Origin of the sequence: Grimontia marina, from assembly GCF_900060185.1 — a bacterium.
Taxonomy (GTDB): domain Bacteria; phylum Pseudomonadota; class Gammaproteobacteria; order Enterobacterales; family Vibrionaceae; genus Enterovibrio; species Enterovibrio marinus.
Genome location: NZ_FIZY01000004.1, coordinates 90,436 through 110,848, shown reverse-complemented (window position 1 = coordinate 110,848; position 20,413 = coordinate 90,436). Strand labels below are relative to the sequence as shown.

At 50.5% G+C, this 20,413-nt stretch carries 22 protein-coding genes and 1 pseudogene; 14 read left to right on the top strand and 9 right to left on the bottom strand.

From position 1 onward, the window contains the following. Nucleotides 1-70 precede the first annotated feature (70 nt). From GMA8713_RS03620 to ygfZ, 4 genes and pseudogenes are all read right to left on the bottom strand, one after another. Nucleotides 71-274, bottom strand: coding sequence for a DUF1107 family protein (locus GMA8713_RS03620; RefSeq protein WP_062705785.1), 204 nt, complete (start codon nucleotides 272-274; stop codon nucleotides 71-73). Between the two features lie 220 nt (nucleotides 275-494). Further along, nucleotides 495-1,426 (bottom strand): annotated as a pseudogene (locus GMA8713_RS03615) (LysR family transcriptional regulator). Next, entirely contained in the window at nucleotides 1,413-1,910 is a 498-nt protein-coding gene (locus tag GMA8713_RS03610) for an aminoacyl-tRNA deacylase (protein WP_062705783.1), read from the bottom strand. The pseudogene GMA8713_RS03615 and the gene GMA8713_RS03610 overlap by 14 nt, the downstream one beginning before the upstream one ends. 2 nt (nucleotides 1,911-1,912) lie before the next feature. Continuing rightward, nucleotides 1,913-2,893, bottom strand: coding sequence for a tRNA-modifying protein YgfZ (gene ygfZ, locus GMA8713_RS03605; RefSeq protein ID WP_062705781.1), 981 nt, complete (start codon nucleotides 2,891-2,893; stop codon nucleotides 1,913-1,915). 184 nt (nucleotides 2,894-3,077) lie between these two features. Between ygfZ and GMA8713_RS03600 the strand changes: the two genes are divergently transcribed. The 3 genes from GMA8713_RS03600 (at nucleotide 3,078) to GMA8713_RS03590 (ending at nucleotide 5,651) form a co-directional block, all read left to right on the top strand. After that, nucleotides 3,078-3,338, top strand: a complete 261-nt coding sequence (locus tag GMA8713_RS03600; RefSeq protein WP_062705778.1) for an FAD assembly factor SdhE — start codon at nucleotides 3,078-3,080, stop codon at nucleotides 3,336-3,338. After that, nucleotides 3,310-3,717 (top strand): protein YgfX, encoded by a 408-nt coding sequence (locus tag GMA8713_RS03595; RefSeq protein ID WP_232314340.1) that lies wholly within the window; start codon nucleotides 3,310-3,312, stop codon nucleotides 3,715-3,717. Before GMA8713_RS03600 ends, GMA8713_RS03595 begins: the two co-directional genes overlap by 29 nt. A gap of 125 nt (nucleotides 3,718-3,842) precedes the next feature. Then, nucleotides 3,843-5,651 (top strand): methyl-accepting chemotaxis protein, encoded by a 1,809-nt coding sequence (locus tag GMA8713_RS03590; protein ID WP_062705777.1) that lies wholly within the window; start codon nucleotides 3,843-3,845, stop codon nucleotides 5,649-5,651. A gap of 70 nt (nucleotides 5,652-5,721) precedes the next feature. Here GMA8713_RS03590 and nadB read toward each other — a convergent pair whose 3' ends face one another. Beyond that, nucleotides 5,722-7,335 carry an L-aspartate oxidase gene (gene nadB, locus GMA8713_RS03585; protein WP_062705775.1) on the bottom strand — a complete coding sequence of 538 codons (1,614 nt, stop codon included), beginning with the start codon at nucleotides 7,333-7,335 and terminating at the stop codon, nucleotides 5,722-5,724. A gap of 426 nt (nucleotides 7,336-7,761) precedes the next feature. On the opposite strand from nadB, the gene rpoE reads away from it, so the two are divergent. From rpoE to acpS, 11 genes are all read left to right on the top strand, one after another. Further along, the gene (rpoE, locus tag GMA8713_RS03580; protein ID WP_062705773.1) at nucleotides 7,762-8,340 is read left to right on the top strand and encodes an RNA polymerase sigma factor RpoE; all 579 of its coding nucleotides are present in this window, start codon (nucleotides 7,762-7,764) and stop codon (nucleotides 8,338-8,340) included. 30 nt (nucleotides 8,341-8,370) lie between these two features. Beyond that, nucleotides 8,371-8,988, top strand: coding sequence for an RseA family anti-sigma factor (locus GMA8713_RS03575; protein ID WP_062705771.1), 618 nt, complete (start codon nucleotides 8,371-8,373; stop codon nucleotides 8,986-8,988). Between the two features lie 4 nt (nucleotides 8,989-8,992). Continuing rightward, nucleotides 8,993-9,967 carry a sigma-E factor regulatory protein RseB gene (gene rseB / locus GMA8713_RS03570; protein ID WP_062705768.1) on the top strand — a complete coding sequence of 325 codons (975 nt, stop codon included), beginning with the start codon at nucleotides 8,993-8,995 and terminating at the stop codon, nucleotides 9,965-9,967. Then, on the top strand, nucleotides 9,964-10,458 hold the full coding sequence (locus GMA8713_RS03565) for a SoxR reducing system RseC family protein (RefSeq protein ID WP_062705766.1): 495 nt from the start codon (nucleotides 9,964-9,966) through the stop codon (nucleotides 10,456-10,458). The genes rseB and GMA8713_RS03565 overlap by 4 nt, the downstream gene beginning before the upstream one ends. Before the next feature lie 76 nt (nucleotides 10,459-10,534). Next, nucleotides 10,535-12,331, top strand: coding sequence for a translation elongation factor 4 (gene lepA, locus GMA8713_RS03560; protein ID WP_062705764.1), 1,797 nt, complete (start codon nucleotides 10,535-10,537; stop codon nucleotides 12,329-12,331). 31 nt (nucleotides 12,332-12,362) lie between these two features. Beyond that, nucleotides 12,363-13,262: a signal peptidase I gene (gene lepB / locus GMA8713_RS03555; protein WP_062705762.1), complete on the top strand. Its 900-nt coding sequence runs from the start codon at nucleotides 12,363-12,365 to the stop codon at nucleotides 13,260-13,262. An 11-nt stretch (nucleotides 13,263-13,273) separates the two neighbouring features. Beyond that, nucleotides 13,274-13,948, top strand: a complete 675-nt coding sequence (rnc, locus tag GMA8713_RS03550; RefSeq protein ID WP_062705760.1) for a ribonuclease III — start codon at nucleotides 13,274-13,276, stop codon at nucleotides 13,946-13,948. Continuing rightward, nucleotides 13,945-14,859 carry a GTPase Era gene (era, locus tag GMA8713_RS03545; RefSeq protein WP_062705759.1) on the top strand — a complete coding sequence of 305 codons (915 nt, stop codon included), beginning with the start codon at nucleotides 13,945-13,947 and terminating at the stop codon, nucleotides 14,857-14,859. The genes rnc and era overlap by 4 nt, the downstream gene beginning before the upstream one ends. Before the next feature lie 32 nt (nucleotides 14,860-14,891). Beyond that, nucleotides 14,892-15,605: a DNA repair protein RecO gene (gene recO / locus GMA8713_RS03540; protein WP_062705757.1), complete on the top strand. Its 714-nt coding sequence runs from the start codon at nucleotides 14,892-14,894 to the stop codon at nucleotides 15,603-15,605. Further along, on the top strand, nucleotides 15,602-16,333 hold the full coding sequence (gene pdxJ, locus GMA8713_RS03535) for a pyridoxine 5'-phosphate synthase (RefSeq protein ID WP_062705755.1): 732 nt from the start codon (nucleotides 15,602-15,604) through the stop codon (nucleotides 16,331-16,333). The genes recO and pdxJ overlap by 4 nt, the downstream gene beginning before the upstream one ends. Further along, nucleotides 16,333-16,716, top strand: coding sequence for a holo-ACP synthase (gene acpS, locus GMA8713_RS03530; protein WP_062705753.1), 384 nt, complete (start codon nucleotides 16,333-16,335; stop codon nucleotides 16,714-16,716). Before pdxJ ends, acpS begins: the two co-directional genes overlap by 1 nt. Nucleotides 16,717-16,790: 74 nt before the next feature. Here the strand turns inward: acpS and GMA8713_RS03525 are convergent, their stop codons facing one another. Genes GMA8713_RS03525 through GMA8713_RS03510 form a run of 4 tightly spaced genes read right to left on the bottom strand, consistent with a single transcriptional unit; the run spans nucleotide 16,791 to nucleotide 20,401 of the window. Further along, nucleotides 16,791-18,017: a beta-ketoacyl-ACP synthase gene (locus GMA8713_RS03525; RefSeq protein WP_062705745.1), complete on the bottom strand. Its 1,227-nt coding sequence runs from the start codon at nucleotides 18,015-18,017 to the stop codon at nucleotides 16,791-16,793. Further along, nucleotides 18,014-18,739, bottom strand: a complete 726-nt coding sequence (locus GMA8713_RS03520) for a 3-ketoacyl-ACP reductase FabG2 (protein ID WP_062705743.1) — start codon at nucleotides 18,737-18,739, stop codon at nucleotides 18,014-18,016. The genes GMA8713_RS03525 and GMA8713_RS03520 overlap by 4 nt, the downstream gene beginning before the upstream one ends. Further along, nucleotides 18,729-19,199: a hotdog family protein gene (locus tag GMA8713_RS03515; protein WP_062705741.1), complete on the bottom strand. Its 471-nt coding sequence runs from the start codon at nucleotides 19,197-19,199 to the stop codon at nucleotides 18,729-18,731. The genes GMA8713_RS03520 and GMA8713_RS03515 overlap by 11 nt, the downstream gene beginning before the upstream one ends. Continuing rightward, the gene (locus GMA8713_RS03510) at nucleotides 19,196-20,401 is read right to left on the bottom strand and encodes a beta-ketoacyl-[acyl-carrier-protein] synthase family protein (RefSeq protein ID WP_062705739.1); all 1,206 of its coding nucleotides are present in this window, start codon (nucleotides 20,399-20,401) and stop codon (nucleotides 19,196-19,198) included. The genes GMA8713_RS03515 and GMA8713_RS03510 overlap by 4 nt, the downstream gene beginning before the upstream one ends. Nucleotides 20,402-20,413: the final 12 nt, after the last annotated feature.

Sequence of the window (20,413 nt, the reverse complement as noted above, 5' to 3'; positions counted from 1 at the left end):
AAGATAAGAAAACACCGCGATAAACGCGGTGTTTTTCAAGCGAAGTGCTAGATCAAACGATCTTTAGCCATCAGTACATTTCTTTCAGTTTACGGATATCTGTATTGATCTCCTTCACTGTCCGAAAGTGTTCAAAGTCTCCATCTGACTGCGCCTGCACCATTCCTTGATGAAAGTCGAAATCACCCCGCCCATCGATGTGAATACGTCCACTGAATAGCCGGTAAACGTGTTTTGCAATGAGAGTCGGGATATAACGATTAAACATCCGCATTCGCAATTCCTTTTTTGTTTTTATTCCTGCCAACTTCCTAAACCGAGAAGAGCCGTTGAATGAAAAGACAGTCACGTTTCACTCGGTTTTGGCGGGCGGAATTATAGCGATACGCGTATGACTGCTGTGTGACAGATATGACACTTAACCGAAAATTAAGGGATGCAATCGCGTGACTTTGGGGTAGGTCACAGTATGGAAATTGAGGCAGCAAGCCTATCTATCTGGCAAGTAAATCTCGCACCTGATTACATACGGTTTTATCAATGGTTTGGCGTATCCAGAGGTTTTTAGTGCTGCTGGCGTTCTTTTTGTGCCAGATTTGACGGATAACGAAATTGCTCACATCGATAGGTGTTGCGCTGATGGCTAGTTTGTCGTTGAACATGTCGAGTTTCGCCATCAACTCGGCCACGGTGCAGATAAGATTGCGCCCGGAAAGGAGATGGCGAATGGTGAGAAAGCGTTGTGAGCCCATCACTACCTGACGATCTCGACCAAGAGATTTAAGGGTGTTGTCCACGGGGCTGTTTAACTGGACGACTACACCAAGGCGTGGGGCGTCTTGGTGTAGTCGTCCAATGAAAGAGGGGCACTCAGCCCAGTGGAATGTGGGTCAAACAAACAGACATGTCGCTCGGTATAGAGATTTTCCATCAATAACACCGGATCTTCGGTTTGTACTGCACCCAATACCACATCAACCTGATCGTTTTTCAATGCCTCGCGGTAATTAACCCGATCAACTGGATGGCAACTTAGCTGACAGTGCGGCGCTTGCTCTCGAAAAACATCAAACAGTGCAGGGGCAAAAACCAATTCAGCATAGTCGGTTAAACCGATGCGAATGGGCCCTGAATATTGCTTTGGTTCGAAAGATACGGGTGTCAGGACATCGGTGGCAATCGTGTCAAGAAGTGGGGTGATGACGGGCTCTAGCTCGAAGGCACGTGCCGTCTGTTGCATTTCATTGCCTTGACGGTGGAAAAGCGGATCATCAAGCAGCGTGCGCAGCCGAGAGAGATTATGACTCATTGCTGATTGGCCAATTGATAGCTTCTCGGCGGCGCGGGTGACACTGCGGGTTTCCATCAGTGCAGCAAAAGCGACCAGAAAGTTGAGATCGACGCTGCGCCAGTTAACTGGCTTCATAGTCCGTCTCAGTGTCACGGCTTATATCAGCGATGGTAGGCCCACAAAAATCGACCAGATCCTGAAAACGAAGTTCTACACCTGCCATCGGTGAACCGCTGCTGATGTTGATGTGCTCAAAGTCAGCAAGGCTTGGGTCGAAGAATATTGGCAGCATGCCAAATACAGATATTGGGGTCACCATGCCAGGTGAGTAACCGGTAATACTTTGTACATGCTTGCTGTCGACCATGGTCATGCGTCGACACCCGAGAAGGTCTCTAACTTTCTTAGGATCGACAGACGCTGTACCTGGTACACACGCCAAGGCCATCTGTCCGCCCATATCACGCAGCAACATGGATTTGACTAATTGATCTGGCTCAACACCGCGCTGCTTGGCCGCATCGAGTATAGTCGTTGCTTCACTCGCATGAGGCAGCAAACGGTGCGAGATGCCTGCATCGCGCAAAATTGAAAGGATAGGAGTATCAATCGAGGACATAATTAGGCCTCGTCTTCCAGGCTGTAAGGCAGGTCTACTTTCTGCCAAAGTACGTCGGTATCTGCAAGACGGAACTGGCTGTCGTCATCGAGATTATTTGGCAGCACGACCAGTGCCAGGGCCTGACCATCTTCAAAACGATAACCAGAAATCACCGTACCACCGGTACGCCAGTTTTCACCCACACTGCGGTCAAATTTATCACCGGCTTTCGGTGTCTCTTCTGCTTCACCTTCAAGCAGGTAAGCAGCGCGTTTATTGATGCCACGGTATTTTGCGCGAGCCACGGTCTCCTGACCGGTATAGCAGCCTTTCTTGAAGCTGATAGCGTCCAGCGCCTGCAGGTTAATGGATTGTGGGATGAACTCGCTGATGTTGGCTTTTTCAATTGAAGGGATCGCCGAGCGAAGTTCCAGTAACGTCCACAATGAACTGTCACTTAGTGTTGCTCGTTCACCCAGAGCTGCAATTAGCGCGTCAGCTTCTTCTGCATTCACAGCAAGCAACCAGTGGTTGTTATCGATACGAACGGCTGTGCCTGTTTGGGTTGCGCGAACATCACCTCCACCGGTGAAGCGCGATGCGACTGCGCTGTCAGCTTTCTCACCAGCTACACCAATCAACACTTGCTCAGACATCGAAAACTCGGCCTTGGAGAATACAGCATACTTTTTAATTTCTGTCAGTTGCTTTTCTGCCACAGAAGCAGGCTGTACATAGGCAATGCCGTCGTTATGGTGGAACAGGCGAATAGCAGACCAAACTTTGCCTTTAGCATCACAGTGGGCGGCAAGGGTTGAGCGGGTTTTCTCAAGCGATACCAAATCGCAGGTCAGTTGGCCTTGTAGATAAGGGATGGTGTCCTGACCGACAGCAGTGATCAAAGAAAGGTTATCCAACGCAATAACTGACAGGGCTGGCAACGCGCTGTCTGAAGAAAGAGGAAGGCGGTTGAAAGCGTGTGTCTGGTACCAGTTTGTCATGGTGCTTCTCGCTTAAAAATAATTGGGATTATGGTAATCCGAGTCGAGGACAAAGTCAGCAATATGCCTTTGATATGGGGTCAGATCACAGGGTTACAAGATTCAATCCGTGAGTCATAGCAAGGCTATCTGCGCACTGATAATATCTGGGCCAGTTATTTTTGACCTATTTTTCGAGGTACTCATGCTGGGTGCAGAAGACAAAGCGCGTATCAAATGGGCATGCCGTCGCGGCATGTTGGAGCTTGATGTCATTATCATGCCATTTTTTGAAGAGTGTTTTGATACGTTAACAGAAGAAGAAAAACATCACTTTGTTGCTTTGCTGGAATGTGATGACCCGGATCTGTTTACTTGGTTGATGGGACATGGCCGCAGCGATAAACCCGAGCTGGTGGCGATAACAAACAAAATTGTTGAGCACAACCGTAGCAAACTCCGTTAATGCAGATATCCAGCCCTCTCGCTTGCTGAAAGTGAGTGTTGGCGGTATCTATGTGCTGGCAGCGATGATTCTATTTGCTGCCAGTGCCTTGCCTCTTGAAGCTAAAGTGCTGCTGCTTTGCTTTATTATCCGCGAATCACACAGACAGTCTTCCTTTTTCACTCATTTCAACGGAAAGCTTTTCCTAAATATTGACGGTGTGTGTCGTTTTAATGGGGATACATTCCATGTTGAACGAGTCAGTTTTTTCAGTCGTCACCTTATCGTTCTGGATTTATCCTCACCCTTCGAACAGCGACGATTAGTACTGGCTTTTGATGCTTTTCAGGAGGAAACATTTCGTCATATCAGCCGTGTATGCTTAGCGTTGAAAGCGTGACCTAAATCTCTCCTCTCTGTTTTTAGCGTACGCCATTCCTAAACGATTCATTGAAAATGCCGATAAGGATCGAAATAGGCATTGACTTTGCCGCCAGCGCAAGAAGTAAAGATGGAAGAGGTGACATGAAAATAAGAACAAAACTGTACGGTCTGACGGCATTCTCGGCATTGTCGTTAATATTATTTGCATTCATTGGTTGGCAAGCTTCAGAGCGAATGGTCGACTTGAAAACCAAACTATCTCTGGTCGCAGAGCTTGAAGTGAGATTGCTCAACCTGCGCCGTAATGAAAAAGATTTCTTGGCGCGGCTCGACACCAAATACGTGGATAGATTCTCGGGTAACGTCGCCAAGTTTGAACGAGATCTGAATACCTTGTCTCAGGATGCAAAGCGTCTGGACATTTCTCTGCCTCAAATCACTGCCGTGTCGCAGGCCATAAAGATATATCACAGTGGCTTTATTTCATTATCGAAAGGTTACGAGAAGTTGGGGTTGAACCGCTCCTCTGGTATTCATGGTGAGTTAGGCAGTACCAATGAAAAACTTTTGAAAGACAATCCTTCCATTAATGATATTGCGTATCTCGTGACATTGAGCCGCCTGTTGATGGCGGATGTCACTGAAGCACGCTTTGATGAGTTTAGCCGTGTGTGGCAGAGTGTAAAAAACGAAACCGGTTTGGCTTCGCTGGATGCCCAGAAAGCATTGGTCGAGCGATATATGCGAGTCAGCCGTGAAGTGGGTCTTAACCATAAATCAGGTCTTTTGGGTAATATCCGTGGTCAGACCCACCAGGTCGAAGCAGATTTCGACGATATGCGACTGCAACTAGCCAGTGAGCTGAAGACAGCTGAGGGGACGCTGACGATCTCCTCGTTGGTTGTGCTGTTTGTGATTTCTGCTCTATTGATTACGGCGAGTATTCTACTCAATCGATATATTCAGCGTCGTTTAAAAACGCTGACTGAAACCATGGAAAAAGTGGCAGAGCAACGTGATCTGACTCTTCGCGCAGAGGCACAGGGCAAGGATGAGATAGCTCTGGTTGCTTCCGACTTCAACTTGGTGTTGGAACACTGCCAGTCATTGATTGCTGGGGTAAAAATCTCCATTACCACCCTCAACTCGACGGCTTCGGATGTGCAGTTACGCAGCAACGAAGCGGAAGTTTCATTTGAAAAGCAGCAATCAGAGGCTGAACTGGCAGCGACCGCCGTTAACGAGATGGAAGCGACCATTCGTGAGATTGCAAGCAACACTGAAACGGCTGCAGCAAATGCCAACCAAAGCCTGATCCGGGCGCAGAAAGGCCATCAAACTGTTCAGGCAACCCGTGATGCCATCATAACGCTGTCAGACGGCTTGGGTATTGCCAACAGCGATATACATAGTCTGGTGTCGCTGTCTCAGCAGATTGGCACTGTGGTTGATGTGATCAAAGACATTTCAGAGCAAACTAACCTTCTCGCATTGAATGCGGCGATTGAAGCTGCGCGTGCCGGTGAGCAGGGTCGTGGTTTCGCGGTGGTCGCGGATGAAGTGCGTTCACTTGCGACTCGTACTAACAAATCTACTGACGAAATCGCGACCATGATTGCCTCACTACAGGAGCAAACCAACAGTGTGGTTGAGCGTATCAACACCTGTCAGCGAGATAGCCAGCAGTCAGTAAGCTATGTTGAGGAGGCTTCCATTGAGCTTGATAACATCATCGTTGATATGCAGCAAATCATGGATATGAGCACCCAGATAGCCGCTGCTGTTGAAGAGCAGAGCATGGTGGCAAAAGAGGTGAATATGAATGTTCACTCGATTCAGCAGATCACTTCTTCGAACACATCGTCTACTAGCGAGAATGCACAAGCTGCAGCCCGTGTGGCTGAGCAGAGTCGCGAACTTGAGGCTGCTATCTCCGCCTTCCGTTCTTGAGCACTCTAATGCACTAAAAACCAAAAAAAGCCCTGTTTAGAGGGCTTTTACTTCTTTTCTAAAGTAATTATCAACACGGAAAATCTGGTACCAGAATAGTTGGGCCTGAATCTTCCGCTTTGTCCAGGTAATCAATAGTGTAGTGAAGACCGCGGCTTTCTTTACGCGCCATCGCACAGCGTACCATCAGCTCAGCAACCTGAAGCAGGTTACGCAACTCCAGAAGGTTGTTTGAAACGCGGAAGTTGCTGTAGTACTCGTTCGTTTCCTGCTTCAGTAATTCAATACGACGAAGCGCACGTTCAAGCCGTTTGGTGGAACGCACAATCCCAACGTAGTCCCACATAAATAGGCGCAGCTCGTGCCAGTTATGCTGGATAACGACTTCTTCGTCTGAGCAACACACCTGACTGTCATCCCAGTATGGCAGCGTTGGTGGAATTTCTGCTGTGGCCGCATTCTCTCCAATGTGCATGGCGGCAGCCCAAGCGTAAACCACACATTCGAGCAAAGAGTTTGATGCCATGCGGTTAGCACCATGGAGGCCTGTGTAGCTGACTTCACCAATGGCATACAAACCTTCCAGATCTGTCTGGCCATTCTGGTTCACCATGACGCCACCACAGGTGTAGTGCGCGGCAGGAACGATGGGAATGGGTTCTTTGGTCAGGTCAAAGCCAAAGGTTTTCAGTTTTTCGTCAATGGTCGGGAAATGCTTGGTAATGAACTCTGGATCTTTGTGGCTGATGTCGAGATACATGCAGTCAGCACCAAGGCGCTTCATCTCATAATCAATCGCGCGGGCAACCACATCACGGGGAGCAAGCTCAGCGCGATCATCAAAGTCCGGCATAAAACGGGAGCCATCAGGGCGGCGTAGGTAGGCTCCTTCACCACGAAGGGCTTCGGTCAGCAAAAAGTTGCGCGCTTCAGGGTGGAAAAGGCATGTCGGGTGAAACTGGTTAAATTCAAGGTTGGCGACTCGACAACCTGCACGCCATGCCATTGCAATGCCATCACCGGAAGAAACATCCGGGTTTGAGGTATATTGATAAACCTTGGATGCACCGCCAGTTGCCAGTACCACAAACTTAGCGCGCACGGTTTCGACGGCTTCACGGTCACGGTTCCAGATATAGGCACCCAAGACGCGGTTAGCACCACTGATCCCAATTTTCTTGCGGGTGATAAGATCCAGCGCGTTATGGCGCTCCATCACCTTGATGTTGGGGTGCCGCATCACATTCTCTTGCAGCGAGTTTTGCACCGCTGCGCCCGTTGCATCAGCGGCATGCAGAATGCGTCTGTGACTGTGGCCACCTTCACGGGTGAGGTGGAATTTGGGCTCATCGTCGTCGCTGTCTTCTTCACGGTCGAACGGAACACCACCATCAATCAGCCACTGAACACACTCTTTGGCGTTCTCAGCGATAAAGCTCACCACGTCCTGCTCACAAATACCGTCACCGGCAATGAGCGTATCTTCAACGTGGGATTCGACGGAGTCACTTTCGTCAAAGACTGCAGCAATACCGCCTTGTGCGTAGTAGGTCGCCCCTTCGCTACGTGGTCCTTTGCTCAGTACTATCACTTTCTGGGTTGGGGCTAAATGGAGTGCCAGAGATAAACCGGCAGCACCGCTGCCAATTACCAGCACATCACACACGTGTTCTTGGTTGCTCATTGATTACGTATTCCTTTCTCCTAAGCGGCGGCCTGAGCCGATTGCCGGAAACAACGAGTTCGAGTCATTTCAGTGAGTTTACACTAATGTGGCAACACGTAGAACGTTGCCAGTTGCTTCATTATGCGACAGAGTGGGGATGGCGGAATGAGACTTGGTTATGGTGTGACCAAACATTCTGATAGACTTTACGATTCGGATCTAATCGTTTGACGAGATGGGTCGGACTAGGGAACTTTCTTTTAATGTTTCACTCATAAACTTTGCTCACTCAACAAAAATCGTGCGGCAGAAAAATACGCCGGGCACCATAGTGGCAAAGAGCGAGAAGAAATACCGGTAGCTGACAGAGTTCTGACCTTGACGGTGGACTCTGCCACAGAGAAAGCAGACTACTGGTATCAATAATAAGGAGAAGGCGCTCGAATGAGCGAGCAGTTAACCGATCAAGCCTTAATTGAGCGCGTTCAGAATGGTGATAAGCAGGCGTTTAACCTGCTGGTCGTAAAATATCAAAACAAGGTATGCAATCTGATCTCTCGTTATGTCAGCAACAGCGGTGATGTGCCTGATGTTGCGCAGGAGGCCTTTATCAAAGCGTATCGCGCCTTGCCGGGATTTCGTGGTGAGAGTGCGTTTTATACCTGGCTTTACCGTATTGCGGTAAACACAGCGAAGAATTATCTGGTTGCCCAGGGCAGACGCCCACCATCAAGCGATATTGACGCGGAAGAAGCGGAAAATTATGAAAATGGTGGCGCATTGAAAGAAATTTCGAACCCTGAGAACCTTATGTTGTCAGAACAGTTGAAGCAGGTCGTTTTCAGCACGATTGAGTCTTTACCGGACGATCTGAAAACGGCGATCACCCTGCGTGAAATTGATGGCTTAAGCTATGAAGAGATTGCAGAAGTGATGGGCTGCCCGGTTGGGACGGTACGTTCGCGTATTTTCCGTGCCAGGGAAGCGGTAGACAAACGTGTTCGTCCTCTGATGAACCACTAACAGTGTTACCTGTTGATAACGGTGAAATAAATGGCTGAAAAAGAAAACCTTTCCGCATTATTTGATGGTGATGAGATTGATCAGGCGCTGATTGATGCGCTGGAAAACGATCAATCGGCTCAGCAAACATGGAAAAGCTTTGCTGTCACCCGTGATGTAATGCGTGGAGAAACGCCTAATCCGAGTTGGGACATCGCATCAAATGTTGCGATGGCACTGGAGGCTGAGCCTGCGCATGGAGCGCATTCTGCACCCAATGTTGTTCCGATTCAGGAAGCACAACCTACGCCAGCAGCTGCCAAAAAAGGCATGCCATCTTGGTTGCAGCAACTCACCCAGGTGGGTATGGCTGCCGCGGTGTCACTGGCTGTCATTGTTGGCGTTCAACAATACAATGGTGGTGAGCAGTTGGATCCGGTTCTTGCTGCATCACAGCCCCCAGTTTTACAGACCATTCCTTTGGCTGGCTCAGCTGAGCCTGTGAGCCTTAGCCGTGAAACCTTGCAGGGTAATCCGACCGAAGCACAACTGATGGAGCAGCGTCGCCGTGTCAACGCCATGTTCCAAGACTATGAGTTGCAGCTTCGCCTCAATGCTGATGAAATGATTGCACAAGACGAGAAGCTAACACCAGAAGTGAGTAACTAGATTGATGAAACAACTCCTGATCGGTGCTTTTGCACTGGTCAGTCTGGTCGCGAATGCCTCGGCGGAAGAAAATCCCGCCGAGGCATTGTTGCATCAGATGGGCCAGGCAACCGAACAATTGGACTATGAACTTTCCTATATTTTGGTCCGCAAAAACAGTATTGAGCCCCTGCGTTATCGCCACGCTTTAGTCGATGGTGAGTCATTTGGTCACATTGCTTATCTGGCTGGTCCCCCACGTGAAGCCATTCGTCGTGGTGACGAAGTGAGTTACTTCGAACCTGGTATTGACCCGTTTACTATTGCGAGTAACCAGATGGTGGCGCCCTTGCCCGCGATCATGCATTCCGATATTGACCACCTGTCGACCATGTACGATTTCGTGCCGTTGGGAAGAGCCCGTGAAGCAGGTTTGGCATGTGATGTTGTTCGTGTGTCTCCCAAAGACGGCGCGCGTTATTCCTACGTACTTTGGATTGACCAAAACTCCAAGTTGCTGACCCGTGCAGACCTATTGGATCGCGACGGTGATCCCATTGAGCAATACCGTGCTATGTCGCTGGTGGTCTCCCCGCAGATTGGTAATGTGATGAAGCAGATGTCAGGTATTGAACTGCCACCAGTGGTTCAGGTGCCAAAACAACGCGACTCTGGCCTTAGCTGGCAAGTCACTTCTTTGCCTGATGGCTTTTCGCCGATTTATAGCAATCGTCACCGTTTGATGATCACTGAACGTCCGGTAGAAAGCCAGATGTTCAGTGATGGCCTGTTTAGTTTCTCTGTTTATATGTCAGAAGCAGATGATCTTTCCGTGCGTGAGCAGTTGGTGAGAAAAGGCCGTCGCACATTACACAGTCATGTATCCGGCAATGCAGAAATCACCGTGGTGGGAGATATTCCACCAGCGACCGCGAAAAAAGTGGCTGAGTCTGTCCGTATGGCAGCGCCACAAAGACATGAAGGAACGTCAACGCCATGATCACGGCGTTGGCGGAAGTCACTGGCAGTGGCGAGGGTTACCTGACTGTCCGCTGCCAGCAGAAAACCAGTTGTGGCAGTTGTGCTTCCAAGAGCAATTGCGGTACAGGCATTGTGAGTAATGCGCTGCCGGGCAAAGTATTGGATATCCGTGTACCGTCAGAAAAACTAGTCAATGTGGGAACCTTGGTTGAAATCGGCTTAGAGGAGCAGACGGTACTGCGATCGGCGTTGGTGGTTTATATTCTGCCTTTGCTATTCGCGATTACGGGCGCTGTTTTCGGGCAGTTTCTCGCAGATTTGATAGCAGCAGGAGAGGGCGTGATTATTCTGTCTTCGGTGCTTGCGGGTGGACTGGGATTCCTTGTAGCACGCCATTTTTCGCGGAAGCTGCAGCAGGATACAGGCGCAACACCTAAACTGTTGCGCATCCTTGGCAATACCGTAGACTCGGCGGCGGTGATAAATGCCGCAACAGAAGATAGCGACTAGCCATTAATTTCGGTAGAATCCCGCCACTTGATCGTAAGATCCTCTTATTTTAACTAACGAGTTAGTCACACCATTTATGAAGCACATTCGTAACTTTTCGATTATTGCCCACATTGACCACGGTAAGTCGACCTTATCAGACCGTCTTATTCAGGTTTGTGGCGGTCTAACTGACCGTGAAATGGCAGCACAGGTTCTGGATTCCATGGATCTGGAACGCGAACGTGGTATCACCATCAAAGCACAGAGTGTGACGCTGAATTACACAGCGCAGGATGGGGAAACCTATCAGTTGAACTTCATCGACACCCCAGGACACGTTGACTTCTCTTACGAAGTTTCTCGTTCTCTGGCGGCGTGTGAGGGTGCTTTGCTGGTGGTCGACGCGGGTCAGGGCGTAGAAGCTCAGACTTTGGCGAATTGCTACACCGCGATTGAAATGGATCTGGAAGTGGTTCCAATCCTGAATAAAATTGACCTGCCAGCCGCCGATCCTGACCGCGTAGCAGAAGAGATCGAAGACATTGTTGGTATCGATGCAACCGAAGCGACCCGCTGTTCGGCGAAAACGGGTCTGGGTGTAGATCTGGTTCTGGAAGATATCGTTAAGAATGTTCCGGCACCTGAAGGTGACCCAGAAGCGCCACTGCAAGCGCTGATCATCGACTCATGGTTCGATAACTATCTGGGCGTTGTGTCGCTGGTTCGTATTAAGAATGGCGAGTTGAAGAAAGGTGACAAGATCAAAGTCATGAGCACCGGTCAGGTGTGGGGCGTTGATCGCATCGGCATCTTCACACCAAAACAAACTGACACCCAAGGTCTGCGTACCGGCGAGGTGGGCTGGGTTGTTTGTGGTATTAAAGACATTCTGGGCGCGCCAGTGGGTGATACCCTGACCCACGCAAAACACGGTGCAGAAACACCGCTACCAGGCTTTAAGAAAGTGAAGCCTCAAGTTTATGCGGGTCTGTTCCCTGTTTCGTCTGACGACTACGAAAACTTCCGTGATGCACTGGGCAAACTGAGCCTGAACGATGCGTCACTGTTCTACGAGCCAGAAAACTCAGCAGCACTGGGCTTTGGTTTTCGCTGTGGTTTCCTTGGCATGCTGCACATGGAAATCATCCAGGAGCGTCTGGAGCGTGAATACAATCTGGATCTGATCACCACGGCACCAACCGTAGTGTACGAGGTGAAGAAGACCAACGGTGACACCCTGTATGTTGATAGCCCTGCGAAATTGCCAGCGGTTAACGATATCGAAGTGATGGGTGAGCCAATTGCACGCTGTAACATCCTGGTGCCTTCAGAGTACCTGGGTAACGTTATCACCTTGTGCGTCGAGAAGCGTGGCGTTCAAGTTGACATGGTTTACCACGGTAACCAAGTCGCCCTCACTTACGATATTCCAATGGCAGAAGTGGTTCTGGACTTCTTCGACCGTCTGAAATCGACGTCTCGCGGTTATGCTTCTCTGGATTACAACTTCCAGCGCTATGAAGCATCGAACATGGTACGTGTTGACGTATTGCTGAATGGCGACAACGTGGATGCATTGGCTATCATCACTCACAAAGATCAGGCGCAATCCCGTGGCCGTGATCTGGTTGAGAAGATGAAAGAATTCATCCCTCGTCAGCAGTTCGACATCGCGATTCAGGCAGCAATCGGTAACCACATCATTGCGCGCTCGACCGTGAAACAGCTTCGTAAAAACGTCACCGCGAAGTGTTACGGTGGTGACGTAAGCCGTAAGAAGAAACTGCTGCAGAAGCAAAAAGAAGGTAAGAAACGTATGAAGCAGATCGGTAACGTCGAACTGCCTCAAGAAGCGTTCCTGGCGATTCTGCACGTAGGCAAAGATAAGTAATAAAAAGGGATTAAAGGTTTAGGGGAACACGATGGCTAATACTTTCTCGCTGATTCTGGTGCTTGTCACCCTGTTTACTGGGATTATCTGGGCACTGGATAAGTTCAAATGGGCGCCGCGACGCCAGCAAAAAGCGGCTGAAGCGCTCAATGTGGACGGTGGTGAGTTAAGTGAAGAGCAGGTTGCACAAGTTGCACCTCAGCCAAGCTGGGTAGAAACCTCAGCTTCCGTGTTCCCTGTCATTGGCCTTGTTCTGGTGCTTCGCTCGTTTATCTACGAACCGTTCCAGATCCCATCTGGTTCTATGATGCCGACACTGTTGGTAGGCGACTTTATCCTGGTGGAGAAGTTTGCTTACGGTCTAAAAGACCCGGTATTCCGCCACCAATTGGTGGAAACCGGGAAACCAGAGCGCGGTGATGTCGTAGTGTTCAAATACCCGCCGCAGCCAAGCATCGACTTTATCAAGCGCGTGATTGGTATGCCGGGTGATACAGTTCGTTACAGCGAAGACAAACGTCTGTGCATCCAGAAAAAAGGTGAGTCGACCTGTGAATTGGTGCCCGTGGACGATGTTCACAAGAGTGAATTCGTTCAGCGCGGCGCGAACCTGATTCAGGCGCAGGAAGAGTTAGGGGTTGAGCCACATCAGATTCTGGTGAATCCATACATGCCAAACCAAACCGGTCAATATTATCCAACGCCAGGTCTGGGAGAGTGGGTAGTGCAGGAAGGTCAGTACTTCGTGATGGGCGACAACCGCGACAACAGTAAAGACAGCCGCTTCTGGGGCTTTGTACCCGAAGCTAATCTGGTAGGTAAAGCAGTCGGTATCTGGATCAGTTTTGAATTTGATGAACAAGGCGATAGCTTCCTACCGTCTTGGGTACCTGTCGGGGTGCGTTTCAATCGCATCGGCGGCATTGATTAACTTGGAACGACATGACAACACCTATAAATAAATTACAGCGTCGCATCGGCTATGAATTTAGTGATGCGGCGCTTCTCAGTCTCGCCCTGACACACCGAAGCGCCAGTGGAAATCACAATGAGCGTTTGGAGTTTCTGGGCGATTCTATTTTGAGTTTCGTTGTTGCTGACGACCTCTACCATCGTTTCCCGAACGTTGATGAAGGTGATATGAGCCGCATGCGTGCAACCTTGGTTCGTGGTAACACGTTGGCTGAATTGGGCCGCGAGTTCGAGCTGGGTGATGTATTGCAATTGGGACCGGGTGAGCTGAAAAGTGGCGGTTTCCGCCGCGACTCTATCCTGGCAGACGCCGTTGAGGCGATCATCGGCGCTATCTACCTCGACACCGATCTGGAAACGGTACGTGGAATTGTATTGAGCTGGTACAAACAACGTCTGGAAACTATCCAGCCAGGCGCGAACCAGAAAGATCCGAAAACACGTTTGCAGGAATTCCTGCAAGGGCGTCGTAAGCCGCTGCCTGCCTATAATGTGACTAAGGTACAAGGCGAAGCGCATAACCAGCAATTTACGGTGGAATGTGAAGTAGCAGGTCTGGATCGACCTGTCGTAGGTAAAGGCAGCAGTCGTCGCAAGGCTGAGCAAGCGGCTGCAGAACTGGCATTGCAAAAGCTGGACTCATGACAGACACGCACGAAACGCACCACTGTGGCTTTATTGCCATCGTAGGCCGCCCAAATGTGGGCAAATCGACACTTCTCAATCGTCTGGTTGGGCAGAAGCTGTCTATTACCTCGCGTAAACCGCAAACCACGCGCCACCGTATCATGGGGGTTGATACCCGTGATGGTTATCAGGCGGTATATGTGGATACACCGGGACTGCACATTGAAGAAAAACGCACCATCAACCGTTTGATGAACCGTGCGGCTTCAAGCTCCCTGACTGACGTTGAGCTGGTGCTGTTTCTGGTCGACGGCACGCAGTGGACGCAAGATGATGAGATGGTACTGAACAAGCTCAAGAAAGCTGAGCTGCCAACCGTACTGCTGATCAACAAAGTCGATAACGTGAAGGAAAAGGGCGAGTTGTTCCCGCACCTTCAGGAAGTCAGCGAAAAAATGGACTTCATCGACGTGGTTCCTGTTTCAGCGAAACACGGCACCAACATTGATGTGGTCGAGAAACTGGTTCGTAACCACCTGCCGGAAGGCGAGTGGTACTTCCCGGAAGAGTACGTCACAGACCGTTCTCAGCGCTTTATGGCGTCTGAAATCATCCGCGAAAAGTTGATGCGTTTCACTGGCGATGAACTGCCATACTCAGTCACCGTTGAAATCGAGCGTTTTGATTACAACCCAGACGCGGATGGCTTTGAAATCAATGGCCTGATCCTGGTTGAGCGTAACGGCCAGAAGCGTATGGTGATCGGCAAGGGTGGCGACAAAATCAAAACCATTGGCCGTGAAGCCCGTCTCGATATGGAAGATCTTTTCGAGCGCAAGGTCTACCTTGAGCTTTGGGTAAAAGTGAAATCCGGTTGGGCTGATGACGAGCGCGCACTGCGCAGCCTCGGTTACATCGACGACCTTTAACAGCGTTATTGGCTGAGACATTCAGGAGCAATATGGAAGGCTTGCAGCGCTGCTTTGTTCTGCACTCACGACCCTACAGTGAGACCAGCCTGATTCTGGATGTTTTCAGCGAAAATCACGGGCGCGTCAGTTTGATGGCAAAAGGCGCCCGTGGTAAACGCTCTCCCTTAAAAGGGGCGCTACAGCCTTTTACTCCTCTCTTGATGAAATGGTCCGGCCGCGGCGAAATGCATACCTTGCGTCATGCTGAGGCCATGGGGCTTGCGATCCCGCTTTCAGGCAATGCACTGTTTTCAGGCTTTTATCTCAATGAGATCTTAAGCCGGGTTGTGGAGCCTGAAACCTCGTACCATCAACTCTTCTTTGATTACGTCAATGCGCTGACTGACCTTGCTCAGCACAGTAATCCTGAGCCAGCGTTACGACGCTTCGAACTCGCCTTGTTGGACTCGCTGGGATACGGGGTCGATTTCCTGCATTGCGCGGGTAGCGGTGAGCCGGTCGATGCATCGATGACGTATATCTTCCGGGAGCAGCAAGGTTTTGTCGCCTCGCTGATGAAAAGCAATAATCTCACTTTTACGGGCAGCGACTTAGAAGCGCTGGCAACAAGACAATTCTCAACGGCAGAACAGCTAAAAGCGGCGAAGCGCTTTACACGCTTAGCCCTCAAGCCTTATCTTGGCTCCAAACCGCTCAAAAGCCGTGAGCTTTTTATGTTAAGAACAAGGAAATTAACGCAATGAATACCATTTATCTGGGCGTCAATATTGACCACGTCGCGACCGTTCGTAATGCGCGTGGCACCCAATACCCTGATCCTGTCCACGCTGCAGATATTGCAGAACGTGCGGGCGCGGATGGTATTACCGTTCACTTGCGTGAAGACCGTCGCCACATTAAAGACCGCGACGTTCATATTCTGAAAGACACCATCCAGACCCGCATGAACCTGGAAATGGCAGTGACTGATGAGATGGTCAATATCGCGTTGGAAGTGAAACCGGCTTACGTGTGCCTGGTCCCTGAAAAACGCGAAGAACTGACTACCGAAGGCGGTTTAGACGTGGCTGGCCAGCTTGATAAAGTGAAAGCTGCAACGGAAACGCTGACTGCAGCGGGCATTAAAGTGTCGCTATTCATTGATGCAGACCGTGCACAAATCGACGCTGCAAAAGCCTGTGGTGCTCCTTTTATTGAGCTGCACACGGGCCATTATGCAGAAGCGACGACCGAAGAAGACATGCAGGCAGAGCTGAAGAAAATCGCAGCGGGAGCAAGCTATGCAGACGATCTGGGTATCAAGGTGAACGCTGGTCACGGCCTGACGTACCACAACGTGAAGCCTATTGCCGCAATTCCAGAGATTTACGAGCTGAACATCGGTCATGCGATTGTGGGCCGCGCAGTCTTTGAAGGCCTGCCAAAAGCAGTTGCAGACATGAAAGCTCTTATGCTGGAAGCGCGCCGCTAATGGCTGTGGTTGGCCTTGGCACTGACATCGCAGAAATTGAGCGCCTTGAGAAAATCATCGAGCGCACCGGAGATGCGTTTGCTAAACGTGTGCTGACAGAAAACGAGTTGGAAACCTATGCCAACTCCAACTTCCCAGCCCGCTTTCTTGCCAAGCGCTTCGCAGTGAAAGAAGCGGCTTCAAAAGCGCTGGGGACGGGCATCGCTTGTGGTGTGACCTTCCATGACTTTGAGGTCACTAACGATGAGCTTGGAAAGCCTGTGGTGGATTTCTCCGGTGTAGCGCGAAAGCTTGCCGATGAGCGTGGGGTGAAGAATATTTTCCTCACCATCGCTGATGAGAAACGCTATGCCGTGGCGACGGTGCTGTTAGAGACCAACTAGCTTCTTTCTCCAATGTCAGCCACACAAACAAAAACGCCCGCAGATGCGGGCGTTTTGCTATCGGCTGGCAATCATCAGTGACGCTTAAAAATAATCGATGTATTGATACCACCAAAAGCAAAGTTATTGCTCATGATGTATTCACAGTCGATGTGGCGTCCTTCACCGCGGATGTAGTCCAGTTCACCACAAGCGGGGTCGATATTGTCCAGATTGAGGGTGGGACTGAACCAGCCGCTGTACATCATCTCAAGGCTCAGCCATGCTTCAATGGCACCACAAGCACCAAGCGTGTGGCCAAAATAGCTTTTCAGTGAGCTGATAGGCGTCTGGTTGCCAAAGATATTCGCGGTGGCGTTGCTCTCTGCAATATCCCCTTTTTCCGTGGCTGTACCGTGCGCGGAAACATAGCCGATTTTTTCCGGTGCCAGATTGGCATCACGCAGCGCCATCTCCATACAAATCTGCATGGTTTCCTTGGTAGGCTGGGTGACGTGTGCAGCATCGCAATTGCTGGCAAAGCCAACAATCTCGGCAATGATGTTTGCGCCACGGTTAACAGCATGCTCGTATTCTTCCAGCACCAGTGTGCCTGCGCCTTCACCAATCACCAGACCATCTCGCTCTGTGTCATACGGGCGCGGTGTTTTTTCCGGTTCGTTGTTTTTCAGGCTGGTGGCAAACAGGGTGTCGAAAACGGCAGATTCAGTAGGGCAAAGCTCTTCCGCACCGCCAGCCACCATCACGGTCTGGTAGCCGTGCTTAATGGCTTCATAGGCGTAACCAATCGCCTGACTGCCAGAAGTACACGCGCTGCTGGTCGGGATAACTCGGCCTTTCAGGCCAAAGAACAAACCCACATTCACTGCGGTCGTATGCGGCATCATTTGCACGTAGGTTGTCGCGGTAATGGCGCGGGTGCTCTTGTCGTTCAACATTACACCAAACGCACCAATCGCAGGTGTACTGCCTGTGGAGGAGCCATAGGCAATACCCGTCTGTCCGTTGGTCAGCACCTCATTGCCAATCAGGCCACTTTGCTCGAGGGCATTTTCTGTTGCCACTGTGGAGAGCTGGGATACGCGCCCCATGCCACGCACTTTCTTACGTGGATAGTGTTTTGGCACACTGAACCCTTCTACTGGCGCTGCCAGTTTGGTGTTCAGGCCATTATATTGCTCGTAGTCAGGCATGTAGCGAACGGCATTTTGCATCGCCGCAAGCTTTGGCTGAACACTTTGCCAGTCATTACCGAATGCAGTAACACCGGACATGCCAGTGATAACAACTCTGCGATTCATATCAGTCCTCCATTGACTGAGATTACCTGTCGGGTGACGTAGCTGGCGGAATCTGACATCAGATAGCTGACCAGACCTGCCACTTCTTCCGGTTTGCCCATTCGGCGCAGTGGCACCTGAGGAAGGGCATGTTCTTTCACGTGTTCGTCCACCATGCCGGTGTCGATAAGGCCTGGTGCCACGCAGTTGACGGTGATCTTGCGCTTTGCAAGTTCCAGAGCTAATGCTTTGGTAGCACCAATAATACCCGCTTTGGCGGCACTGTAATTGGTTTGTCCGCGGTTACCCATCAGACCGGAAACCGATGCCATGGTCACGATGCGTCCGCCGCGGCGACACTGAATCATTGGCATCACGCAAGGGTGCAGCACGTTGTAGAAACCATCAAGGTTGGTATGGACCACGCCATCCCATTCACCTTCTGTCATGGCTGGAAAGGCGGTGTCTGCTGTCACACCTGCATTGTTCACAACGCCATAGTATCCGCCATGGGTTGCCATATCCGCCTCAAGTTCAAGACGACATTGTTCGCGGTTGGCAATGTCAAAAGAGATCAGGCGACCAGAACCACCTTGCTCTGTGATGTCTGCCAGCGTCGCTTCAGCGCCCGCTTTGTCGCGACCATAGTGGATCACAATATTGAAACCGTCTTTGGCAAGTTGAATGGCGATAGCGCGGCCAATGCCTTTGCTTGCGCCAGTAACCAATACATCACGATTCATTGGACGTTCCTTTTAACATTTGCTGTAACTTTTCTTCCGAAGGCACATAGGCATTAAGCTGGGCCGATGCGATTTCCTCACCTTCATGTTCAATGGTGCAGGCAAATACGGCCATACCATTGCTTTCCATCACATGCTGAGCGTGAACATCTAAAAGCGTACCGACGGGAAAGCTGTGGGTATCGCATTTATAGCGGCGGCTGCCTAGCAAAAATCCGATAGGTGGCGATTTATTTTCTTTGCTCGCCTGATAACCCGACCAGGCGGCAACAGACTGGGCCATTAGCTCAATGCCCACCCAGCCCGGAATACCGTTGATGTTTTTATCGAAAAACAAACTGCTCTCGTTTGATGTGAGTTGACAATGCACATGCAAATCACCGATATCAATCAGCGTATCGAGAAGGATCATGGGTGCCTCGTGAGGCAGTAGCTCGTGAAGTTGTGGTTGCGAACTCATAGTTTTCCAAAAATTAACGATACGTTGTTTCCGCCAAAGGCAAACGAGTTGGTCAAAATAGCGTGTTTTTCCAGTCTGTCGCCTGCTGTTACCAAGCGAATTGGTGCGATCTCTGGGTCGCGACCTGCTTGTGTATCAGGGATGGGTAACGTGAGATCGTGGCGAAGAATTTGCCAGCAAATGGCAGCTTCTATGGCACTGGCAGCGCCCAATGTGTGGCCTGTCAGGGGTTTGGTCGAGCTAACCGGAACATTATTACCCAATACACGGCTGATGGCTTTGGACTCCATTGCATCGTTGAGAGGCGTGGCGGTGCCGTGTGCATTGACGTAACCAATATTGTCTGGCGACAGTCCGGCATCTGCCAACGCTTTGACCATGGCCTCTTCTGCGCCGCGGCCTTCCGGCTCTGGAGCGGAGATATGGTGGGCATCAGAACTATCACCTGCGCCAAGCAGGGCAATCGGTTCGGCTTCTTCCGGGCGTTCGAGAGAAAGTAGCATAAACGCGGCGGCTTCACCGATATTGATGCCATCGCGCCCTTCGCCAAACGGGCGGCACAGGCCGGAGGAGACAGATTCCAAACCATGAAAACCATTCAGGGTTAAACGACAGAGGGTGTCTGCGCCACCTACAATCACGGCGTCAGCCATACCTGATTGCAGCAGTCTCTTAGCAGAAAGGAATACTTTTCCGCTCGATGAGCAGGCGGTGGACACCACATAGCTTGGACCCGAGAGGCCAAAGTAGTCACTGATAAAGTCGGAGAGATTACTCAGCTCTTGCTGGTAGTAGTGGTAATTCTCTGGCAGCTCACCAGTCTGCATTTGCTTGCTAAGGGCAATTTCACCGTTGGAAATGCCTGAGGTGCTGGAGCCAACAATAACGGCGACGCGATCTTCACCGTATTTATCAATAGCGTTTTTAACGGCGTCCTGAATTTGCAGCAGGGCAGATAGGGCCAGACGGTTGTTTCGTGTCTGTTGATGTTGAAATTGCGCGGTGATCTCAGGAAGGCCTTCCAATACGCGTCCAACGATCACTTCTTTGCCATCATTGAGGGCGAAGCGTTCAGCTTCGATGCCGTCACTCTTGCCGCTTTGCAGACTTCGATGGATATCTTCAGAGCGCACACCCAGGGCGGAGTGCGAGCCGCAAGCATGGATATAAACCGGAGTTGGTTGTGTGGTTATGTCGGTCATTGCGTTCTGTTA

Bases quoted from the DNA above. Each gene is read 5' to 3' on its own strand.
- GMA8713_RS03590 (WP_062705777.1), top strand. From the start codon at position 3,843: ATGAAAATAAGAACAAAACTGTACGGTCTGACGGCATTCTCGGCATTG.
- era (WP_062705759.1), top strand. From the start codon at position 13,945: ATGACAGACACGCACGAAACGCACCACTGTGGCTTTATTGCCATCGTA.
- rseB (WP_062705768.1), top strand. From the start codon at position 8,993: ATGAAACAACTCCTGATCGGTGCTTTTGCACTGGTCAGTCTGGTCGCG.
- rnc (WP_062705760.1), top strand. From the start codon at position 13,274: ATGACAACACCTATAAATAAATTACAGCGTCGCATCGGCTATGAATTT.
- nadB (WP_062705775.1), bottom strand. From the start codon at position 7,335: ATGAGCAACCAAGAACACGTGTGTGATGTGCTGGTAATTGGCAGCGGT.
- GMA8713_RS03510 (WP_062705739.1), bottom strand. From the start codon at position 20,401: ATGACCGACATAACCACACAACCAACTCCGGTTTATATCCATGCTTGC.
- recO (WP_062705757.1), top strand. From the start codon at position 14,892: ATGGAAGGCTTGCAGCGCTGCTTTGTTCTGCACTCACGACCCTACAGT.
- rpoE (WP_062705773.1), top strand. From the start codon at position 7,762: ATGAGCGAGCAGTTAACCGATCAAGCCTTAATTGAGCGCGTTCAGAAT.
- GMA8713_RS03565 (WP_062705766.1), top strand. From the start codon at position 9,964: ATGATCACGGCGTTGGCGGAAGTCACTGGCAGTGGCGAGGGTTACCTG.
- GMA8713_RS03610 (WP_062705783.1), bottom strand. From the start codon at position 1,910: ATGTCCTCGATTGATACTCCTATCCTTTCAATTTTGCGCGATGCAGGC.
- GMA8713_RS03525 (WP_062705745.1), bottom strand. From the start codon at position 18,017: ATGAATCGCAGAGTTGTTATCACTGGCATGTCCGGTGTTACTGCATTC.
- lepB (WP_062705762.1), top strand. From the start codon at position 12,363: ATGGCTAATACTTTCTCGCTGATTCTGGTGCTTGTCACCCTGTTTACT.
- GMA8713_RS03515 (WP_062705741.1), bottom strand. From the start codon at position 19,199: ATGAGTTCGCAACCACAACTTCACGAGCTACTGCCTCACGAGGCACCC.
- GMA8713_RS03620 (WP_062705785.1), bottom strand. From the start codon at position 274: ATGCGGATGTTTAATCGTTATATCCCGACTCTCATTGCAAAACACGTT.
- acpS (WP_062705753.1), top strand. From the start codon at position 16,333: ATGGCTGTGGTTGGCCTTGGCACTGACATCGCAGAAATTGAGCGCCTT.
- GMA8713_RS03575 (WP_062705771.1), top strand. From the start codon at position 8,371: ATGGCTGAAAAAGAAAACCTTTCCGCATTATTTGATGGTGATGAGATT.
- pdxJ (WP_062705755.1), top strand. From the start codon at position 15,602: ATGAATACCATTTATCTGGGCGTCAATATTGACCACGTCGCGACCGTT.
- ygfZ (WP_062705781.1), bottom strand. From the start codon at position 2,893: ATGACAAACTGGTACCAGACACACGCTTTCAACCGCCTTCCTCTTTCT.
- GMA8713_RS03600 (WP_062705778.1), top strand. From the start codon at position 3,078: ATGCTGGGTGCAGAAGACAAAGCGCGTATCAAATGGGCATGCCGTCGC.
- lepA (WP_062705764.1), top strand. From the start codon at position 10,535: ATGAAGCACATTCGTAACTTTTCGATTATTGCCCACATTGACCACGGT.
- GMA8713_RS03520 (WP_062705743.1), bottom strand. From the start codon at position 18,739: ATGAATCGTGATGTATTGGTTACTGGCGCAAGCAAAGGCATTGGCCGC.